Raw genomic sequence first — 18,411 nt, forward strand, 5'->3', positions numbered from 1 at the left:
CTCATTTTTGATCCTATGTTCCGCTCCGAGGAGTGAAAATGAAACCCACCGTGCATGATATAGCCAGAACTGCGGGCGTTAGTCTCGCCACGGTTGACCGTGTGCTGAACGATCGTCCTGGTGTGAGAGCAAAGACCCGCGACCGTGTGACGAACGCCATGAACACGCTTGGCTATGTTCGCGATGTGGGTGCTGCCAATCTTGCGCGTGGCAGGCTTTATCAGTTCGATTTCATTTTGCCGGATAATGAAAACACCTTCATGCAGAGCCTTCGCGCAGAGCTTGAAGCGGCAACAGAACGCGGACTTTCAGAGCGTATTCTCATCAATCTCGTGCTTGTACCGGCATTTGATGAAGCAGCCCTTGTTAGAGCATTGGATGCAAGTGCAGAACGTAAACCCGATGGTGTCGCCTTTGTTGCGGTCGACACTGACCCGGTGCGCGACGCCTGCCTAAGACTTGCAGAACAGGGCGTTCATGCAGTTACGCTTGTTTCCGACCTCGGCAATTCATCCCGTGCACACTATGTCGGCATCGATAATGGTGCCGCTGGCCGCACTGCCGCACGCTTGTTAGGCCTTTTTGCCAGCGGCACCGATGGCGCCATTGCGGTTATCGCTGGCTCGCTGAAAGTGCGCGACCATCAGGAGCGTTTTGAAGGCTTCAAAAGCGCTATGGACGCCGACTTTTCCGGGCGGGAAATTCTACCTGTTCTGGAGGGCTTCGATGAAGGCGCGCGCGTTGAAAAGCTCGTGCTTGAACTCCTTGAAAAGCGTAAAGATCTCGCGGGAATTTATAGTTTAGGTGCAGGTAACAGCGGACTAATCCGGGCGCTCACGGCCTCCCGAAATGACAGCCGCCCCTTGGTCATCGCCCATGAACGTGACGATGTTACATCGCAGGCACTGAAAGACGGTCTCGTTCATGCGGTGCTTGCGCAAGACGCGGGCCATGAAATCCGCAGTGCCATCCGTGTTCTCAAAGCAACGGCGGATCGCCTCGCCATTGTGCCGGGACAGGAACACATCCGCATCGAAATCTTTCTCAAAGACAACCTGCCACAGCTCGACTGAGCCGCAGGCCAAACGACAATTCCACAGGAGCGATTATGTATCTCGGCCTTGATCTTGGAACATCCAGCGTAAAGGCGCTTCTGATCGACAGCGAACAGAAGTTGATTGGCTCTGCCCATGGTGAGCTTGATGTTTCACGCCCGCACCACGGCTGGAGCGAACAAGATCCTGCACAATGGATCAGCGCATGCGAAACAGCCATTGACGGCCTGCGCGCAGCGCATCCTAAAGAGTTTGCGGCCGTTGCGGGCATTGGCCTTTCCGGTCAGATGCATGGCGCGACTTTGCTCGACGAAAACGATCAGGTGCTTCGCCCCTGCATCCTGTGGAACGACACACGCAGCTATAAAGAAGCGGCAGAGCTTGATGCCGATCCGGCCTTCCGCGCGATCACCGGTAACATCGTTTTTCCGGGCTTTACCGCGCCTAAACTCGTCTGGATTGCGCGTATTGAACCAGATATTTTTGCCCGTACCCACAAGGTTCTTCTGCCAAAGGACTATCTGCGTCTCTGGCTGACCGGCGAATATGTATCCGACATGTCAGATTCAGCTGGCACAAGCTGGCTCGATACCGGCGCGCGCAAATGGTCGACTGAGCTTTTGTCAAAGACCGGGCTGACTGAAAACCATATGCCTAAGCTTGCCGAAGGCAGCGATGCAACTGGCACCTTGCGTGCCGAACTCACCGCCCGTTGGGGGCTTACAAATGCTCCAGTCGTAGCAGGTGGTGCAGGCGATAACGCAGCCTCTGCCTGTGGCATGGGAACGGTCCAGCCCGGCCATGCTTTCGTTTCACTCGGCACATCCGGCGTGTTGTTTGCCGCCAATGGTGCCTACCAGCCAAAGCCTGAAAGTGCCGTACACGCGTTCTGCCATGCACTTCCCCACACATGGCACCAGATGGGCGTCATCCTGTCTGCCGCGAGCGCGCTCGACTGGTTTTCCCACATCGTTGGCGCAACCCCGCATGCGCTCGATTCCGAGCTTGGCGACACACTCAAGGCACCCGGGAGCGTAACATTCCTGCCTTATCTTTCTGGTGAACGCACGCCTTACAATGACGCAAAAATTCGCGGTGTCTTCAGCGGCCTTGAACATGAAACCGACCGCAAGGCGATGACGCAGGCAGTCCTTGAAGGCGTAGCCTTTGCCATCCGCGACAATCTCGTGGCACTGCAATCAGCTGGCACAGAGATCAAATCACTCATTGCTGTGGGTGGCGGCTCTCGTTCTGCCTATTGGCTGAAATCAATCGCTACCGCATTGAATGTTCCGGTTTCACTTCCCGAAGAAGGCGACTTCGGTGCTGCATTCGGTGCCGCGCGCCTAGGCCTGATTGTCGCCAGCGGCGCCGATCCTTTTGCGATCTGCAAACCGCCGCGCACAGCCCGCACGATTGAACCCGAACAGTCGCTGATCTCGTCTTACAACGAAGCTTATCAGCGCTACCACGCACTTTATCCCGCGCTGCGTCCACTCGCTTAACAAGCAAGAGCACAGCGTCACCAGCATCAACATCGGAGGAGCATGATGAGCACCGGATTTTTCGGCGACATCCAGAAAATACGTTACGAAGGACCAGACAGCGACAATCCGCTGGCATTCCGTCATTACAATCCGGACGAGATTGTCCTTGGCAAACGTCTGGAAGACCACCTGCGCTTTGCGGTCGCCTATTGGCATACATTTGCATGGGAGGGTGGCGATCCTTTTGGCGGCCGTACCTTTGACCGCCCCTGGTACAAGGACGGCCTCGAAGCTGCAAAGCTGAAGGCCGATGTGGCCTTTGAATTCTTCTCGCTTCTCGGCGCACCTTTCTATTGCTTCCACGATGCAGACGTCCGCCCGGAAGGTAATAACTTCGCTGAAAATACCAGAAACCTCGAAGCCATCATCGATGTTTTTGAGCAGAAGCAGGCCGAAACCGGCATCAAGCTTCTGTGGGGCACAGCCAATCTCTTTTCGCATCGCCGCTATATGTCTGGTGCTGCAACCAATCCTGATCCGGAAGTGTTCGCTTTTGCAGCAGCCACAGTCAAAACCTGTCTCGATGCAACCAAGCGTCTTGGCGGTGACAATTACGTGCTTTGGGGTGGTCGTGAAGGTTATGAAACCCTTCTCAACACCGACCTCAACCGCGAGCTCGACAATATGGGCCGCTTCCTCAACCTCGTGGTCGAATACAAGCACAAGATCGGCTTCAAGGGCACGATCCTGATTGAGCCAAAGCCACAGGAACCGACCAAGCATCAGTATGATTATGATGTCGCAACGGTTTACGGTTTCCTCAAGCGCTATGGCCTCGAAAACGAGGTGAAGGTCAATATCGAACAGGGCCATGCAATTCTTGCCGGTCATTCGTTCGAGCATGAGCTGGCACTGGCCCGCAGCCTCGGCATTCTCGGTTCCATCGACATGAACCGTAACGATTATCAGTCGGGCTGGGATACAGATCAGTTCCCGAACAATGTGCCGGAAATGGCGCTCGCCTATTATCAGGTGCTGCTTGACGGCGGCTTCAAGAATGGCGGCACTAATTTCGATGCCAAGCTGCGTCGTCAGTCGCTCGACCCGCAGGATCTGTTGATCGGCCATATCGGCGGCATGGATTGCTGTGCGCGTGGTCTTAAGGCTGCTGCCCGCATGTTGCAGGACGGCGCACTGACCAAGCCACTTGATGAACGCTATGCTGGCTGGTCCGGCGATTTCGGCAAGAAAATTGCAACCGGCATGTCGCTGGAACAGATTGCTTCAGAAGTCGAAACAAAAGACATCAATCCACAGCCACGATCCGGCCGACAGGAATATCTGGAAAACGTGGTCAACCGCTACGTTTAATGGTTTTGCAAATACAAAAGTCCCGCTCAATGAGCGGGGCTTTTCATATTTAGTTCGATGCCACCCTATGCGGCGTCCGACAGGCGGCAAAACGATCAAGCGTCTGATCATAGGCGGAGGTCTTGACCGCCATCATACCAAGCACCGTATGGAACAGATTGTCATGCGATGACGGTTCTGCCGTCGTCTTGCGCAAGCAATCGAGATTAAGGCCGGTATCCGCTACATATTCCGGCGCAAACCATGTGATGAACGGTATAAGGGTCTGCTGCGATGGTGCGATGAAATAGGGAGCCGCGTGGAGATATAGACCGTCCTCACCAAGCGACTCGCCATGGTCGGACATATAGATCATCGCGGAAGCAAACTTGTCCTCATGCGCTTTGAGAAGATCAATCACCTCGGACAGAATATGATCCGTGTAGAGGATCGAATTGTCATAGGCATTGACGATTTCTTCCTGCGAACATTTAGCAAAATCGTTGGAGCGGCAATCTGGTTTGAAGCCTGCATATTCTGTCGGATAGCGGCGATAATAAGCCGGGCCGTGACTGCCCGTCATGTGCAGAACGATTGTCGCATTGCCGGAAACTTCGTTCAGCTCTTTTGACAGACTATCTATCAAGATCTGATCGATACACTCGCCGCCTTCGCAATAGCGTTTGTCCTGCGCGCCCTGCAAATCAATCAGCTTGATCCGCTCGGCAACGCCTTTGCTGCCGGTATTATTCTCGTACCAGCTAACTTCAACGCCCGCATGTTTGAGCACATCCATCAGGTTTTCCGAGCCTCGGAACTTTGTATTGGAATAGTCATCGCGGGTGAAAGGCGAAAACATGCAGGGCACTGAAACGGAAGTTTCCGTGCCACAGCTCGTCGTATCGGTAAAGGCAACGACGTCGCGCTTCTTCAATTCCGGATTGGTTTCACGGTCATAGCCATTGAGGCTGAAATTCTGTGCACGCGCCGTTTCACCCACAACCACAACCGTGACCAGTTTTTTGCCTGCGGGCAATTGCGTCAGTGTCTGTTTGGCATCCAAGCCCAGCGGCTGCATCGGGATATCGCGATTTTTGTACAGATGCGAAACATATTGGATTGTGCTGGTGATCGGGGTGCTTGGGATAAGCTTCTGCATGATATCAGTGCCATGCTCGCGGAACATGGATGAATAGGCCGCATAATTTGTACCGAGTATGACGACGGCTGCAATGAGGCAAGTGAAGATAACGCCCGTATTGACCATCAGCTTTCCAAGCAGCGGGCGATGTTTAACGCGTACCCACACAATCAGCAGCGACGGAACAACACCGAAAAGCAGCATATGCCAAAGGAAGCTGGGTGTAAGCAGCGCACCGGATTCAGCTTGCGTGGTTGTCAATGCTGCTTCAACAACATTCTTGTCAATGATCGTGCCAAATGTATCCATGAAATAGGAACCGCCCGCAGCGATTATCACAAACAAAATCAGCATCGGCTTGATGATGTATTTTGCCGAGAACAGGACGAACAGCGCCACATGCAGAAACAACAATGTGGCGACTATACCCGCCAGCCTCAACGGCGCATCGGCATAATAAGTGCCGATTGCATGCCAGAAGGACGTATTCGTGAAAATAAGAATGTAGAGTGCTGTTAAAAGGCACAGCGGTCCGCTGGCAATTGTGGGGCGAAATTTCTGCATGCACACGCTTTCGGACGGCTTTGAATTCGCGTACCTAACCGGGCCGACAGATGCAACCGGTCAGCGATATCAGGCACATCTCCGTCAAACATGAAATCAAGATGGCTTTTCTACGGCGGACAAATTGGACGGCTGATCATGCTGGAACGCACAAACAAAAACGCCGCCATAAACGGCGGCGTTTTGCGATTTGAATTTATGTCAGAGACTAACCCATCCGCCATTCTTATTGGAAGATCGGACGCAAGCATCGATGAATGCTACGCCTTTGACGCCATCGTCGACGGTTGGATACACGACAGCACTGTCGGGCTTCGTATTGTCGCGCTTGGCCTGAATGGCATTGGCGGCTTCAACATAGATTGTCGCGAACGCCTCCAGATAGCCTTCCGGATGGCCGCCCGGTACGCGTGTCACGCGGGTTGCGGCATCCCCAACACCTGAACCGCCACGCGTTATCAGCCGCTTCTGCTCGCCGAACGGCGTGAACCACAGCCGGTTCGGGTCTTCCTGCGCCCATTCGATCCCGCCTTTGGTGCCATAAACGCGAAGACGCAGCGCATTCTCATTGCCCGGTGCGACCTGACTGCACCAGAGCATCCCCTTGGCGCCGCCCGCAAAACGCAGCATCACATGCGCATTGTCATCAAGACGACGGCCCGGAACAAAGCTATCGAGATCAGCTGCGAGACTGTCGAGCGTCAAACCAGTCACAAACGAAGCAAGATTGAAGGCATGAGTACCAATATCGCCCGTTGCGCCACCAAGGCCGGACTGAGCCGGATCGGTGCGCCAGACAGCCCCCTTGGCACCGGTTTTTTCCACCGCTTCCGTCAACCAGTCCTGTGCATATTCCACCTGAACAACACGGAGATCACCCAGCTCACCATTCGCGATCATTTCGCGCGCCTGACGAACCATCGGATAACCGGTATAATTATGGGTCAGCACAAACAGCGCGCCGCTCTCATCCGCCACTTTCTTGAGCTTCTTCGCATCAGCCAATGTCGATGTCAGCGGCTTATCGCAGATCACGTGAATGCCGCGCCGCAGAAACTCCTTGGCCGCATCGTAATGCACATGATTTGGCGTCACGATGGCCACCGCCTCAATGCCGTTCTTGAGGCGCGCTTCACGAATTGCCATTTCCTTGTAGCTTGAATAGATCCGGTCTTCCGCAAGGCCAAGCTCACGACCGGAGGCTTGCGCTTTTTCAGGTGACGACGACAACGCTCCCGCCACCAGTTCAAAGCGATTGTCGAGCCGCGAGGCCATGCGATGCACGCCCCCGATGAAAGCACCCGCACCACCGCCAACCATACCTAAACGAATGCGTGGATTTGCGGTTTCTTTGGTTTTTGCTTCAATGGTCATTGTGTCTGCTTCCCCTCAAAGCCCCAGCATGCGCCGATTGGCTGCATCATCGGTTCCGCCAGCAGCAAAGTCATCGAATGCTTTGTCGGTCACGCGAATGATATGGTGCTTAACAAACTCCGCGCCCTCGCGCGCACCGTCTTCCGAATGCTTCAACGCACATTCCCATTCGACCACAGCCCAGCCATCGAAATCATTGGCAGCCATTTTCGAGAACACAGCACCAAAATCAACCTGTCCATCGCCGAGCGAGCGGAAGCGACCAGCGCGATTGACCCAACCCTGATAACCGCCATAAACACCCTGTCGCCCGGTTGGATTAAACTCGGCATCCTTGACGTGGAACATCTTGATGCGATCTTTGTAGATGTCGATATTGTCGAGATAATCGAGACATTGCAGAACATAATGCGATGGATCATAAAGCATATTGGCGCGCGGATGGTTCTTAACCCGATCCAGAAACATCTCGAAGGTCACGCCGTCATGCAGATCTTCACCGGGATGGATTTCATAGCAGATATCGACGCCATGTTCGTCGGCATAATCGAGAATCGGCGTCCAGCGACGTGCAAGCTCGTCAAATGCCGTTTCAACCAGACCAGCAGGACGTTGCGGCCATGGATAGATGAACGGCCATGCCAAGGCGCCTGAGAAGGTCGCATGAGCACCAATGCCTAAGTTGCGAGAGGCCTTGATGGCCATCTTCACCTGCTCAACCGCCCATGCCTGACGCGCTCTCGGATTGCCGCGCACTTCTGGAGCAGCAAATCCGTCAAAAGCCTCATCATAAGCCGGATGCACGGCAACAAGCTGGCCTTGCAGATGCGTCGAGAGCTCAGTCACCTCGACGCCATTTTCACGCGCGACACCGGCAAACTCATCGCAATAGTCTCCGGATTCCGAGGCCTTTTTGAGATCGATCAACTGGCTCGCCCATGTCGGCACCTGCACACCGACATAGCCTTTTTCTGCGGCCCATTTGGTGATGCCGTCCCATGTATTAAATGGCGCTTCATCGCCCGCAAACTGCCCGAGAAATATCCCAGGCCCTTTGATCGTCTTCATCAAAAGTCCTCCAACTAAAAATTCGACCCGATATCGGAAACAAGGGCATAAAGCCCTCAAACGTTAAACTGCGCGTCCGCTTTGGCGGACGCGCAGATGGGTATTAGAACGGAGAATCCGGGAAATAGAACTGCTCGGCGTTATCCTTGGTCACCAACGTGGCATCCAGGATATAGTTACCGCTCACTGGAATCTGATCGTAGAAATGACCGGCCGCGAGCTCCATGGCTGTTGAAACCATCGCAGGTGGGTAAAGGACGTCGACCGGCATAAGCTTGTCGCCATCCATGACCTTCTTGATCATGTCCTTGGAACCGGCGCCGCCGATAACATACTGGATATCTTCCCGGTTGGCCTGCTTTATCGCTTCGAGCACACCAACGGCCATGTCATCATCCTGACACCAGACGACATCGATCTTCGGATATTTCGTCAGGAAGTCCTGCATCACGCGGAACGCATCGTCACGGTTCCAGTTGCCATACTGGCGATCAAGAACCTTCACGTTCGAACCTTCGATACCCTTGTCGAAACCATCCTGACGCTGCTGGTCGATGGGGATAGGCAAACCACGAATGACGACAACCTGTGCGTCTGGCGTGTTCTTCTTGATATATTCGCCAGCAACCTGACCAAGAGCCGGGTTGTTGCCCGCTACATAAAGATCACGGATGGAATTGTCATTATTGCTTGGTGCGCGATCGACCAGCGCCACAAACGTACCCTTGTCCTTGATCTCCTTGATAGCGTTCACAAGTGGATCAGGATCGGACGGCAGCACGACCAGACCGTCCAGACCCTGCACAGCAAGATCCTGCAACGCATTTGCCTGACTGGCGGCATCCGGAGATGTCTTAACGATGACATTAAGGCCCGGATGCTCAGCCATCAAAAGCTTGGCCACGCGTTCGGCATGATAGACCACACCAGCAGTCCAGCCATGGTCGGCAGCTGGAATGGATACGCCGATCGTGACCTTTTTGTCCTGCGCGCTTGCAATGCCCGTAAAGGCCAGCGCACCGGCGGCCAATGCTGCAAAAGCAACGCCTAAAAGTTTTCCTCGCATTCTTTCCTCCCAAATGTTCAGGGGGCTTTATCCCTCTGTGACCGGACCGCCCCTTCAATCCTGTCAAACTCATTGTCCAAGGCGGGATGAGATTACCCATCACACCGTGGTTTTTATCGCCGCGACAACCACCGTTGCACCAGCATGGCGATGATGATGATCGCCCCTTGAATGGCCCCGATCAGATATTCGCTGATGAAGTTGGAAAGCAGCATGATATTGCCGACAATTTCCAGAATGAATGCACCGCAGATCGTGCCCCAGACACGCCCCACACCACCGCGCAATGCCGTACCACCGACAACAACGGCAGTAATCGCCTGCAACTCCCACAACATACCGGTTGTTGCAGATGTCGAACCCAGTCGCGGTACATAGAGAAGCACCGCGACAGCCACGCAAAGCCCCTGCACGATATAGGCAATCGTGCGAACACGTTTGACGGATATACCCGAGTAGCGTGCAACATCTTCGCTGGAACCAACCGCAATCACATGGCGGCCATAGCGTGTGCGATAAAGAACGAATGCCGCAATTGCTGCCGTGACAAAGATCGCAATAACCGGGAAGGGAATACCAAAGACCGAGCCGAAATAGACGGGCCTGTAAAGCGCCTGAATTTCAGGATTGCGCAGGGTAATTGCACCGCCCTGCGACAGCCATGTCGTCAGACCACGATAAATGCCCATCGTGCCAAGCGTGGCGATGAACGGCTCTATACCGCCAAGTGTTGTGATCAATCCATTCGTCAGGCCACAAAGTGCACCCACCACAACAGCCAGAAGCACGGCTGCGATCAGCATCATGACCGGATCGGCAATAACACCGCTGTTCATGAACATGATCATGATGCTGCCGACAAAAGCCGCCATAGCGCCGACCGACAAATCCAGCCCGCCCGACGAAATCACATAGGTGGCACCCAGCGCTATGATTGCGATGAACGCACTACGTGTCGCAACATTCATCAGATTGTCGATGCTGATGAAATTCGGATTGGCAATTGTACCCAGAACAAGCAGCAAAAGCAGCGCAATAAAAGGTGCAACAGCCCTCAGATCCCAATCCTTGGAAGTCTTCGGCACCCTGCTTTTATCGGTCACTACGTCTGTCATTTACTCCCCTTTTTTCTTTAGAGCGGCCCCGTTATGATTGAACTGCTGGAACCGTTCTAACTACTTGTTTGTAAGCACTTACCCTTCGCAAAAGCGGTTCCCGCTTTTGGTCCAAATGCTCTAAGCCGCCGCTTCGGCGCTGATGCCTGTGGCTAAGACAACGATGTCATTTTCGGTCATGCGTTCACCTGTGACCTCGCCTGCGACCCTGCCCTCACGCATGACGACGATACGGTCACATACGCCAATAAGTTCCGGCATTTCAGACGATACGACGATGATCGACTTACCCTCGTCGGCCAAATTGGCAATGAACTGATAGATCTGCTCTTTGGTGCCCACGTCGATGCCGCGGGTTGGCTCGTCAATGATAACAATGGACGGGTTGAGCATCATCATCTTTGCCAGAAGAAGCTTCTGCTGGTTGCCGCCAGAAAGCTGCCCTGCAAGAATATCCTTGCGACCCGTACGGATATCGAACTCTTTGATCGCATCGTTGAGTGCCGTACGCTCTTTGCGACGATCTATCTGTAAGCCCCGGACAAACTTGCTGATCGAAGCGAGTGTCAGATTGATACCGAGGTCCTTGGTAAGCAGCAGACCTTTGCCCTTCCGATCTTCGCTCAGATAGGCGATGCCAGCGGAAAGACTGGCATGGGCATTGTGGAAATTGACAGGCTTTCCATTATGACGCACCTGGCCTTTGCCGGGACGCAGTCCAACAATACCTTCCATCAGTTCCGTTCGGCCCGCACCGACCAACCCTGCAAAGCCCAGAATTTCACCCTCGCTCAATGTAAAACTTGCGGTTTTGACATAACCCGGAACGCTGAAATTATCGACCTCAAGCACTGGCATCTGTCCGTGACGTACTGCGCGGTCCGGGTAAAGTTTGGCAACATCGCGCCCCACCATCAGCCGGGCCATATCGTTTGGCTGAAGCTCTGATGCCATGTGAGCCGCCACAAGCGTCCCATCGCGCAAGACCGTCACACGGTCCGAGATTTCTTTCACTTCCGGCAACCGATGCGAAATATAGAGAACCGCAACGCCTTTGGCGCGGATATCACAAATGACTTTCAGAAGTGCCTCGGTTTCAACCGGCGTAAGCGATGCTGTTGGCTCGTCAAAGATCACCACACGATGCGGCACGAGCAAAACACGAGCGATCTGCACAAGCTGACGTTGCGCGATCGACAAGCGGCCCACAATGGCATCGGGATTAATATCCGCACCAAGATCACGAATGGCTTTGCGTGCACCTTCACGCATTGACTTGTCATCGACAACCAGACCGTTGGAAAGTTCACGTCCCAGATAAATATTCTGGGCGACAGTCAAATCGGGCGCCAGCAAAATTTCCTGATGTACCAGAACAATGCCCTGCGCTTCCGCTTCCACCGGACCGGAAAATGAAACCGGCTTACCATCTATATGAATTTCGCCGCTGGTCGGGCGTTCATTGCCGGCGAGCAACTTCATCAGTGTCGACTTACCGGCACCGTTTTCGCCGATAATTGCGTGAACTTCGCCGCCATAGATGCTGAGATTTATATTTTTCAGAACCTGAACAGGTCCGAACGATTTCGACAGCGAAACCGCCTCCAGCAGCGGCGTGCCATGCTCGCTTCGGGTTGCGTTCATGCGCGCATACCAATGCAAGCACGACAGCGCGAGCATTCAACGCCACTTCCAATTGTCAGAATTTGCATCTGCATGTGAACTCCTCCCAAAGCTTCACTGCGCAACCTTAACGTTGGCTTTGAGGTACGTAAAGCAAAATTCTGCACCGCGCAAAAATCATTGGCAATTAATAGCTGTGTAATTCACACAATTGGTTATGTGAGGGTTTGAGGCATTGAACTAAAAGGTATACTCAAATCATAATTTGGACTGATATTCAGCGTACCGCTGGTCACTCGATAATGAGAAGACAAAGCGCACTGCATATGTTGAAAGGCCGTAAATTCGATGTACGACGTACCCTGCCGCGTTACCGGGCCATTAGAGCGCATTTGATCTGACGTGCATCTTATCCGAAAACTGTCGCACACCTTTTGGGGGTGCTTTAAAACGGTAAATGATCAACTTTTGACGATCAATATAACTAATACAATCTTCAATTAGCACATACAGCAAGACACGCGCCTTTTTTTGTATACTATGAAAAGGTAACGCCCGAGGCGTGTTGAATTGCGGATACAGAGACATGAACTCTCATTTAACGCAGTCAAAATGGCGTATGCTGGACCTGCTGCCAGCTATCGCCCTTTTCGTGATCGGCCTCACAGCACTCATCTATGCGATGCTTTCTCCACGTGGTGAGAACGGCCAGTTTGCCGTTCTCATGCAGCCATGGGCCAATGCCTCACAAGTGGCAACGCTGCTTGGCAAAGCCGACGCACAGATCCTTTCATTCAATGAGCGCATGAACGTTGTGGTTGTATACGCCGCACGTCCTGACGCAATCGACGCACTTTACGATGCAGGCGCGTGGCTCGTCTTTGAACCCGCACAGCTGTCCGGCTGTTTTGATCTTGCTGTTACCGGGGCCTAATCCATGATCATTGAGCTTGACGATATCCGCAGACGTTTTGCGCGCTTTCTAGTGATCCTTTTCTGGCTGCATGTTCCGCTGTTTGCGGTCATCGCCTATGGAACTGGTGCTTCCATCCTCGGCGGCGCACTTGCTGGTGCTTTCCTTGCAGCAAGCTATAATCTGATGTGGTGGCGTGCCGATATCGCGCCCGCAACGCGCTTTCTATCTGCCGTAGCTCTCGTGGCTGAGCCTGCGATCCTGCTCTATCTGCTTCGTGGGCACATCTGGCAGATGGACATGCACATGTATTTCTTTGCCATGCTCGCACTCACTATCGGCTGGTGCGACCGCCGAGCAACCATCATTGCAGCCGTTGCAGTTGCGTTGCACCACCTGACACTCGATTACTTTCTGCCGTCCCTCGTCTTCCCGACAGGCAGCGATATTCGCCGCGTGATGATTCACGCTGTGATTGTCGCTTTTCAGGCAGCCGTTCTCGTCTGGTTCTGCGACATGCTTGTCGCTTGCGTCGACAGCATCAGCAGAATGCGCGACGAAATCATGGTCAAGAATGCGGAAATCGAGAAACGTTCTGTCCAGGTTGAGCAGGCCTACAAGGCCAAGGGCATGTTCCTGGCCAATATGAGCCATGAAATCCGCACCCCGCTCAATGCGATACTGGGTTTCTGCCATCTGATGCTCCGCACCGACATGACAGAGCGCCAGCGCGATTATCTTTCCAAAATTAGCGGCGCCAGTGGCTCTCTGCTGCGCCTGATCAATGACATTCTGGATTTCTCCAAGAACGATGCTGGCAAACTTACGCTGGAAAACCGTCCGTTTGAGCTGCGTGCCCTCTTTGATCGCAAATTGCAGATTACCAGTGCCGATGCCCGAGCCAAAAATGTGACCATGAGCCTGCACATCGATCAGGGCGTCCCAGAACGCCTTGTCGGCGATGAAATGCGCCTCGGCCAAGTGCTGCTCAACCTGATGAGCAATGCCATCAAGTTCAGCGAGAATGGTTCGGTTACCCTTCGTGTCAGCGGAAATGCAACAGATAACGGCGACTACCGCCTGCAGATTGCCGTTGCAGATACCGGCATTGGTATGACACCCGACCAGCAATCCAAGCTGTTCAGCTCCTTCTCGCAGGCCGATAGCTCCACCACACGTCGCTTTGGCGGCACCGGCCTCGGACTGGTCATCAGCAAGCAGATTGCCGGGCAGATGGGCGGTGACATCACCGTACTCAGCACCCCAGGCAAGGGCAGTGTCTTCACCGTTACAACCACGCTCGGCAACGTGGATCGCACGCACTCAATTGTCGAAAAACCGCAAGCGCATATCCAGAAGCTTCGGGTACTTGTAGCAGACGATAATCCGGCTTCCCGTGAGATTCTACAGAGCATTTTTGCGGACTGGTCAATCCCGGTCGATCTGGTCTCATCCGGCACCGAGGTTATCGGAGCACTGGAAACCGCGTTCCAGCGTGGCCACCCCTATGATCTGTTGCTGCTCGATTGGAAAATGCCAGGTATGGACGGCATGGAAACAGTAGGCAGTCTTTATGCCAATGCAAAGCTTGCCAAACTGCCCGAAATCGTCCTGATAACAGCCTATGGCAGTGACGAGTTCAAGGAAAAAGCTTCACGCGCTGGCATTGCGGCCTATCTGCCAAAGCCAATCGAAGCCCAGCAAATTCTGCAAACGCTGAATATGCTTTTCCCACTGTCGAAAGATGCAGAGGAAGCAGCAAGAGGTTCAGAACTGATCGCAGAGCCGCTGCGTGGCGCACATGTTCTGCTCGTTGAAGACAATGCGATCAATCGCGAAATCGCTTATCAGCTCCTTTGTGATGCGGGCCTTGATGTCGACACCGCCGAGAACGGACGCATTGCCTGCGAAAGCGTTGCGCGATCCGGCTCGCTCTATTCAGCCGTGCTGATGGATGTTCAAATGCCGGAAATGGATGGTCTGGAAGCCACGCGTCATATCCGTCGCGACTGGAGTCCGGAGGCTCTGCCTATTATCGCACTGACCGCACATGCCTATGAAGAAGAGCGCCGCAGATGCGCCGAAGCCGGTATGAACGATCATGTGGCCAAACCAATCGATCCAAGTGTACTTATCGGGACACTTGAGCGCTGGATGAAACCCCGCCGGGTGGATCTTGCCGTTGTCCAACAGCAGGAAAACAAGATTGAAGTCGTTCAGGCCGATCTTCCTGAACGCCTTCCACCATTCGACCTCACGCGAGCACTCGTGCGGGTAAACGGAAAGCAAGCTCTTCTGCGTCGTCTCATCATAAGTTTCCATGATGATTTTGAGAATGTCATAGAAACCCTAATGGATCAGATTGCCAAGGGCGATCTGACCGGGGCGCGGCGCCTTGCTCATACGCTCAAAGGTGTTGCAGCATCGCTGGAGCTACCGGAAATTGCGCGTATTTCTGCTGAGGTGGAACTGGCAATAGCCAACGAACAGCTGGTCGGTCTGGAACCAACACTATCGGCGCTGAATTCCGCCATGAAGCCAGCCTTGAAGGCTGCAGCCAGCCTGAAGGATCAAGTGTCAGCGCCACAGCAGCAGATAAATGCCAATCCTCAGACCGCGGATATTGCATCGGCTGTGACCACACTGCGCGACCACCTCACACGCCGGAGCATGCGGGCGCGGAGCAGTTTCGACGCGCTGCTCCAAACACTCGGCTCTGATGCTGATCAAGGCAACAATGCGGGCACCCTACGCGCTGCAAAGGCTGCACTGGACAAGCTCGATTACGAACAGGCCCTGCGCAGTCTGGACGAAGCTTTTGCTGAGGAACGTCCTCCAGCGAGTTAAAGCATTTCCAGCAAAAGCGCGAAGCGGCTTTCGGACGAGATGCGTGTTAAAATGAAGAGTTAGAGCGTCGATCTGGTTGGATCAGACCGACGCTCCAGAATTCGCCGCAGATCATAAAAACTACGCGGCAATCTAAACACTACCGGAGTAAAAAAATGCCTGATCGTGCAACCGTCATGATCGTCGATGACGAAGTTTCAAATATCGAGATCATGAACGCGGTGCTGGAAGACCACTATGAAATCTGCTTTGCCACATCTGGTGAACAAGCGCTGGAAGTTGCCCGCTCGGTTTTGCCGGACCTGATTTTGCTCGATGTCATGATGCCGGGTCTCGATGGCTATGAAGTCTGTCTCCGCCTAAAGAATGATCGTTTGCTGGCCGATGTGCCGGTCATCTTCACGACGGGCCTCGATGATCAGGAAGCGGAAGTGCGCGGCCTGTCGCTGGGTGCTATCGATTATGTGACAAAGCCGATCAATCCGGTTGTTCTGCGGGCACGCGTCTCCAACCATATCGAACTCAAGCGTCTGCGCGATCAGCTTGCTCAGATGGCTGTTACCGACGCTTTGACGGGCCTTAGCAACCGTCGTCAGCTTGAGGTCATTCTGGCGGGTGAAATCTCGCGCCTTGCACCTGTTGGTGCATGGCTTTCGGTGATCATGCTCGACATCGACTTCTTCAAGCTCTTCAATGACACCTATGGCCATCCCGAAGGCGATCGTTGCATTGCCATGGTTGCGGCCGCTTTGAACCGTGCTGTGCACAAGGTTTCGGGCATGACGGCACGTTATGGCGGTGAAGAATTTGCCTGTGTCCTGCCCGGTGCAGACCCTGAAACAGCTTTGGCCACGGCACATGAAATCCAGTTTCAGATCCAGTCGCTGAACATTCCACATCAGGGTTCGGAAGTCAGCACCAATGTAACCGTCAGTATGGGGATTGCGTCTGCGCGCACGCATCCGGATATGAGTGGCTCCCTTTGGCTGCAGCACGCCGACCATCAACTCTACACAAGCAAGAAAAGCGGTCGCAATCAGATTGCAAGGACCGAATTTTCGGTAGCCTGAGCTGACTTCATCACGTCAGATCGAGATGCGCCTTAAGCGGCATGTCATCGTGAATGGAAACAGTCTGCCGTTCGATCATCCGATGCACCAGAGGGGGCGTTGTCCCCTTGTGCAGCGCAAGCAGCCTTTCTGAAACTTCCGCGTCAGATTGCGTACGCCGCTGATTGTGACGCACATATTCCACCCATGTCGGGACGTGATAGCTTTCTGTCCAGGTTTCCGGATTTTCCAGATCACGCAGCAAGGCCCATTGTCGTGCGCCATCGCGAATGCGGATGCGCCGCCGCAGCGTCATTGCCGCAAGAAATGCCTGCACATCTTCCTGAGCGATTTTATAATCGACCATGATCATGATCGGGCCACTGCGTGACCGTAGGTCGAGGCGCAATTGCGGCTCGCTGAAGCGATTGAGCGGATCGAGATTGAGCGATTCAAATTCTGGCTGCGGCAGCAGAAATCCGACAAGTGCACCGAAGAGCAAAACACAGGCTGCCGCCAGCAAAGCTCCCGGGACACTGAACTCATCGGCAACCGAACCCCAGAGCCAACTGCCCGCCGCCATGCCACCGAACGTGGCAGTCTGATACAGCGCCAACGCACGGCCAACCACCCATCGCGGCGTTGAAAGCTGCACAGTCACGTTAAACAGAGAAAGTGCCAGAACCCACGACAATCCTGCAGGCAGCAGGAAAATGCAGCTCATCCAGATGCTGCGGCTAACCGAGAGCAAAAGACAGCTTAGCGCAAAGGCAACAAAAGCACTGCGTACCAGCCATTCATTGCCGAGAAGTTCGCGCAATCGCGCGCTTGAAAGCGCACCGCCAATAGCACCTATCCCGAAAAAGCCGAGCATGATGCCATATGTCAGCGCGGTGCCTTTAACGAGGTCTCGCGCCACAAGCGGTAACAACGCGAGAATGACAATCGCAGACAGGCCGAACAGAAATCCGCGAAACATGACCTTCAGGAGGTTTGGCGACATGGCCACATAGCGGAGCCCTGCAACCATTGCAGGCCCCAATGCTTCGCGCGGCAAACTGGATTTTGTTATCTGTGGTTGCCAGCGCCAAAGTGCCAGAATAAGTGCGCAGTAGCTGAAAGCATTGAAAATGAACGCAAAAGCAGCACCGGCTGCTGCAACAATTGCACCACCAATTGCCGGGCCAATGCTGCGCATCAGATTGAAGCTCATGGAATTAAGAGCAACCGCTGCAGGCAAGTCGGCTCTCGGAACAATGTCCCCCATCGATGCCTGCCACGACGGATTATGCAAAGCACCGCCACAACCGATGAGAAAAGTGAAGCCGAGCAACATCCATGGCGTCAACATGCCAAAATAGGCGAAAGCCGCAAGCGCAACCGAAATGACGAGCAGGAGAATCTGAGCGGTAAGCATGATGCGGCGGCGGTCGAAATTATCCGCAAGCGCACCCGCCGCAACCGAGAAGATCATTACCGGCAAAGTAGTGGAGGCCTGAACCAGCGCGACCATATCATCCGAATGCGCGATGGTGGCCATCATCCAGCCCGCACCGACAGTCTGCACAAGACCGCCCAGGTTTGAAAATAGCGTGGCAGACCATAAAGCGCGAAAAGTTCCGTACTGAAACGGCGCCAAGGGGGAATTTCTTTGCGGCATTCGGACGACCTCCATCCTCATCCGTTCCTTTAGGCGATACGCGAATCGTATCCGAGGAACAAGAAGGTTCCATCGAACGCGACCGGACGACACAGTTAA

General features: G+C 54.0%; 13 protein-coding genes. 6 read left to right on the forward strand and 7 right to left on the reverse strand.

The features are described 5' to 3' along the window. The first annotated feature begins 38 nt into the window (after positions 1-38). From CEV33_RS04860 to xylA, 3 genes are read left to right on the forward strand one after another with little or no spacing between them, the layout of a single operon-like run. Positions 39-1,073 (forward strand): LacI family DNA-binding transcriptional regulator, encoded by a 1,035-nt coding sequence (locus CEV33_RS04860; protein ID WP_094539361.1) that lies wholly within the window; start codon positions 39-41, stop codon positions 1,071-1,073. A gap of 35 nt (positions 1,074-1,108) precedes the next feature. Then, positions 1,109-2,560, forward strand: coding sequence for a xylulokinase (gene xylB, locus CEV33_RS04865; protein ID WP_094539363.1), 1,452 nt, complete (start codon positions 1,109-1,111; stop codon positions 2,558-2,560). A gap of 45 nt (positions 2,561-2,605) precedes the next feature. Continuing rightward, positions 2,606-3,913 carry a xylose isomerase gene (xylA, locus tag CEV33_RS04870; RefSeq protein ID WP_094539365.1) on the forward strand — a complete coding sequence of 436 codons (1,308 nt, stop codon included), beginning with the start codon at positions 2,606-2,608 and terminating at the stop codon, positions 3,911-3,913. 49 nt (positions 3,914-3,962) lie between these two features. Here the strand turns inward: xylA and CEV33_RS04875 are convergent, their stop codons facing one another. The 6 genes from CEV33_RS04875 to CEV33_RS04900 form a co-directional block, all read right to left on the reverse strand. Next, positions 3,963-5,597, reverse strand: a complete 1,635-nt coding sequence (locus tag CEV33_RS04875) for a phosphoethanolamine transferase (protein ID WP_094539367.1) — start codon at positions 5,595-5,597, stop codon at positions 3,963-3,965. 201 nt (positions 5,598-5,798) lie between these two features. Beyond that, the gene (locus CEV33_RS04880; RefSeq protein ID WP_094539369.1) at positions 5,799-6,971 is read right to left on the reverse strand and encodes a Gfo/Idh/MocA family protein; all 1,173 of its coding nucleotides are present in this window, start codon (positions 6,969-6,971) and stop codon (positions 5,799-5,801) included. Positions 6,972-6,986: 15 nt separating this feature from the next. Next, positions 6,987-8,039 (reverse strand): sugar phosphate isomerase/epimerase family protein, encoded by a 1,053-nt coding sequence (locus CEV33_RS04885; RefSeq protein ID WP_094539371.1) that lies wholly within the window; start codon positions 8,037-8,039, stop codon positions 6,987-6,989. Between the two features lie 103 nt (positions 8,040-8,142). After that, the gene (locus CEV33_RS04890) at positions 8,143-9,105 is read right to left on the reverse strand and encodes a substrate-binding domain-containing protein (RefSeq protein ID WP_094539373.1); all 963 of its coding nucleotides are present in this window, start codon (positions 9,103-9,105) and stop codon (positions 8,143-8,145) included. A gap of 113 nt (positions 9,106-9,218) precedes the next feature. Next, positions 9,219-10,220 (reverse strand): ABC transporter permease, encoded by a 1,002-nt coding sequence (locus CEV33_RS04895; protein ID WP_094539375.1) that lies wholly within the window; start codon positions 10,218-10,220, stop codon positions 9,219-9,221. A gap of 120 nt (positions 10,221-10,340) precedes the next feature. Next, positions 10,341-11,864, reverse strand: a complete 1,524-nt coding sequence (locus tag CEV33_RS04900; protein WP_094539541.1) for a sugar ABC transporter ATP-binding protein — start codon at positions 11,862-11,864, stop codon at positions 10,341-10,343. 565 nt (positions 11,865-12,429) lie between these two features. On the opposite strand from CEV33_RS04900, the gene CEV33_RS04905 reads away from it, so the two are divergent. The 3 genes from CEV33_RS04905 to CEV33_RS04915 all read left to right on the forward strand — a co-directional run bounded on the left by CEV33_RS04905 (position 12,430) and on the right by CEV33_RS04915 (position 16,673). Beyond that, positions 12,430-12,777, forward strand: a complete 348-nt coding sequence (locus CEV33_RS04905; protein WP_141211564.1) for a hypothetical protein — start codon at positions 12,430-12,432, stop codon at positions 12,775-12,777. A 3-nt stretch (positions 12,778-12,780) separates the two neighbouring features. Next, entirely contained in the window at positions 12,781-15,603 is a 2,823-nt protein-coding gene (locus CEV33_RS04910) for a response regulator (RefSeq protein ID WP_094539379.1), read from the forward strand. Between the two features lie 155 nt (positions 15,604-15,758). Then, a complete protein-coding gene (locus CEV33_RS04915; RefSeq protein WP_094539381.1) occupies positions 15,759-16,673 on the forward strand; it encodes a diguanylate cyclase in 915 nt (304 codons plus the stop codon). A gap of 10 nt (positions 16,674-16,683) precedes the next feature. Here the strand turns inward: CEV33_RS04915 and CEV33_RS04920 are convergent, their stop codons facing one another. Next, positions 16,684-18,312, reverse strand: a complete 1,629-nt coding sequence (locus CEV33_RS04920) for an MFS transporter (RefSeq protein ID WP_094539383.1) — start codon at positions 18,310-18,312, stop codon at positions 16,684-16,686. Positions 18,313-18,411: the final 99 nt, after the last annotated feature.

Origin of the sequence: Brucella grignonensis (assembly GCF_002252505.1) — a bacterium.
GTDB classification, from domain to species: Bacteria; Pseudomonadota; Alphaproteobacteria; order Rhizobiales; family Rhizobiaceae; genus Brucella; species Brucella grignonensis.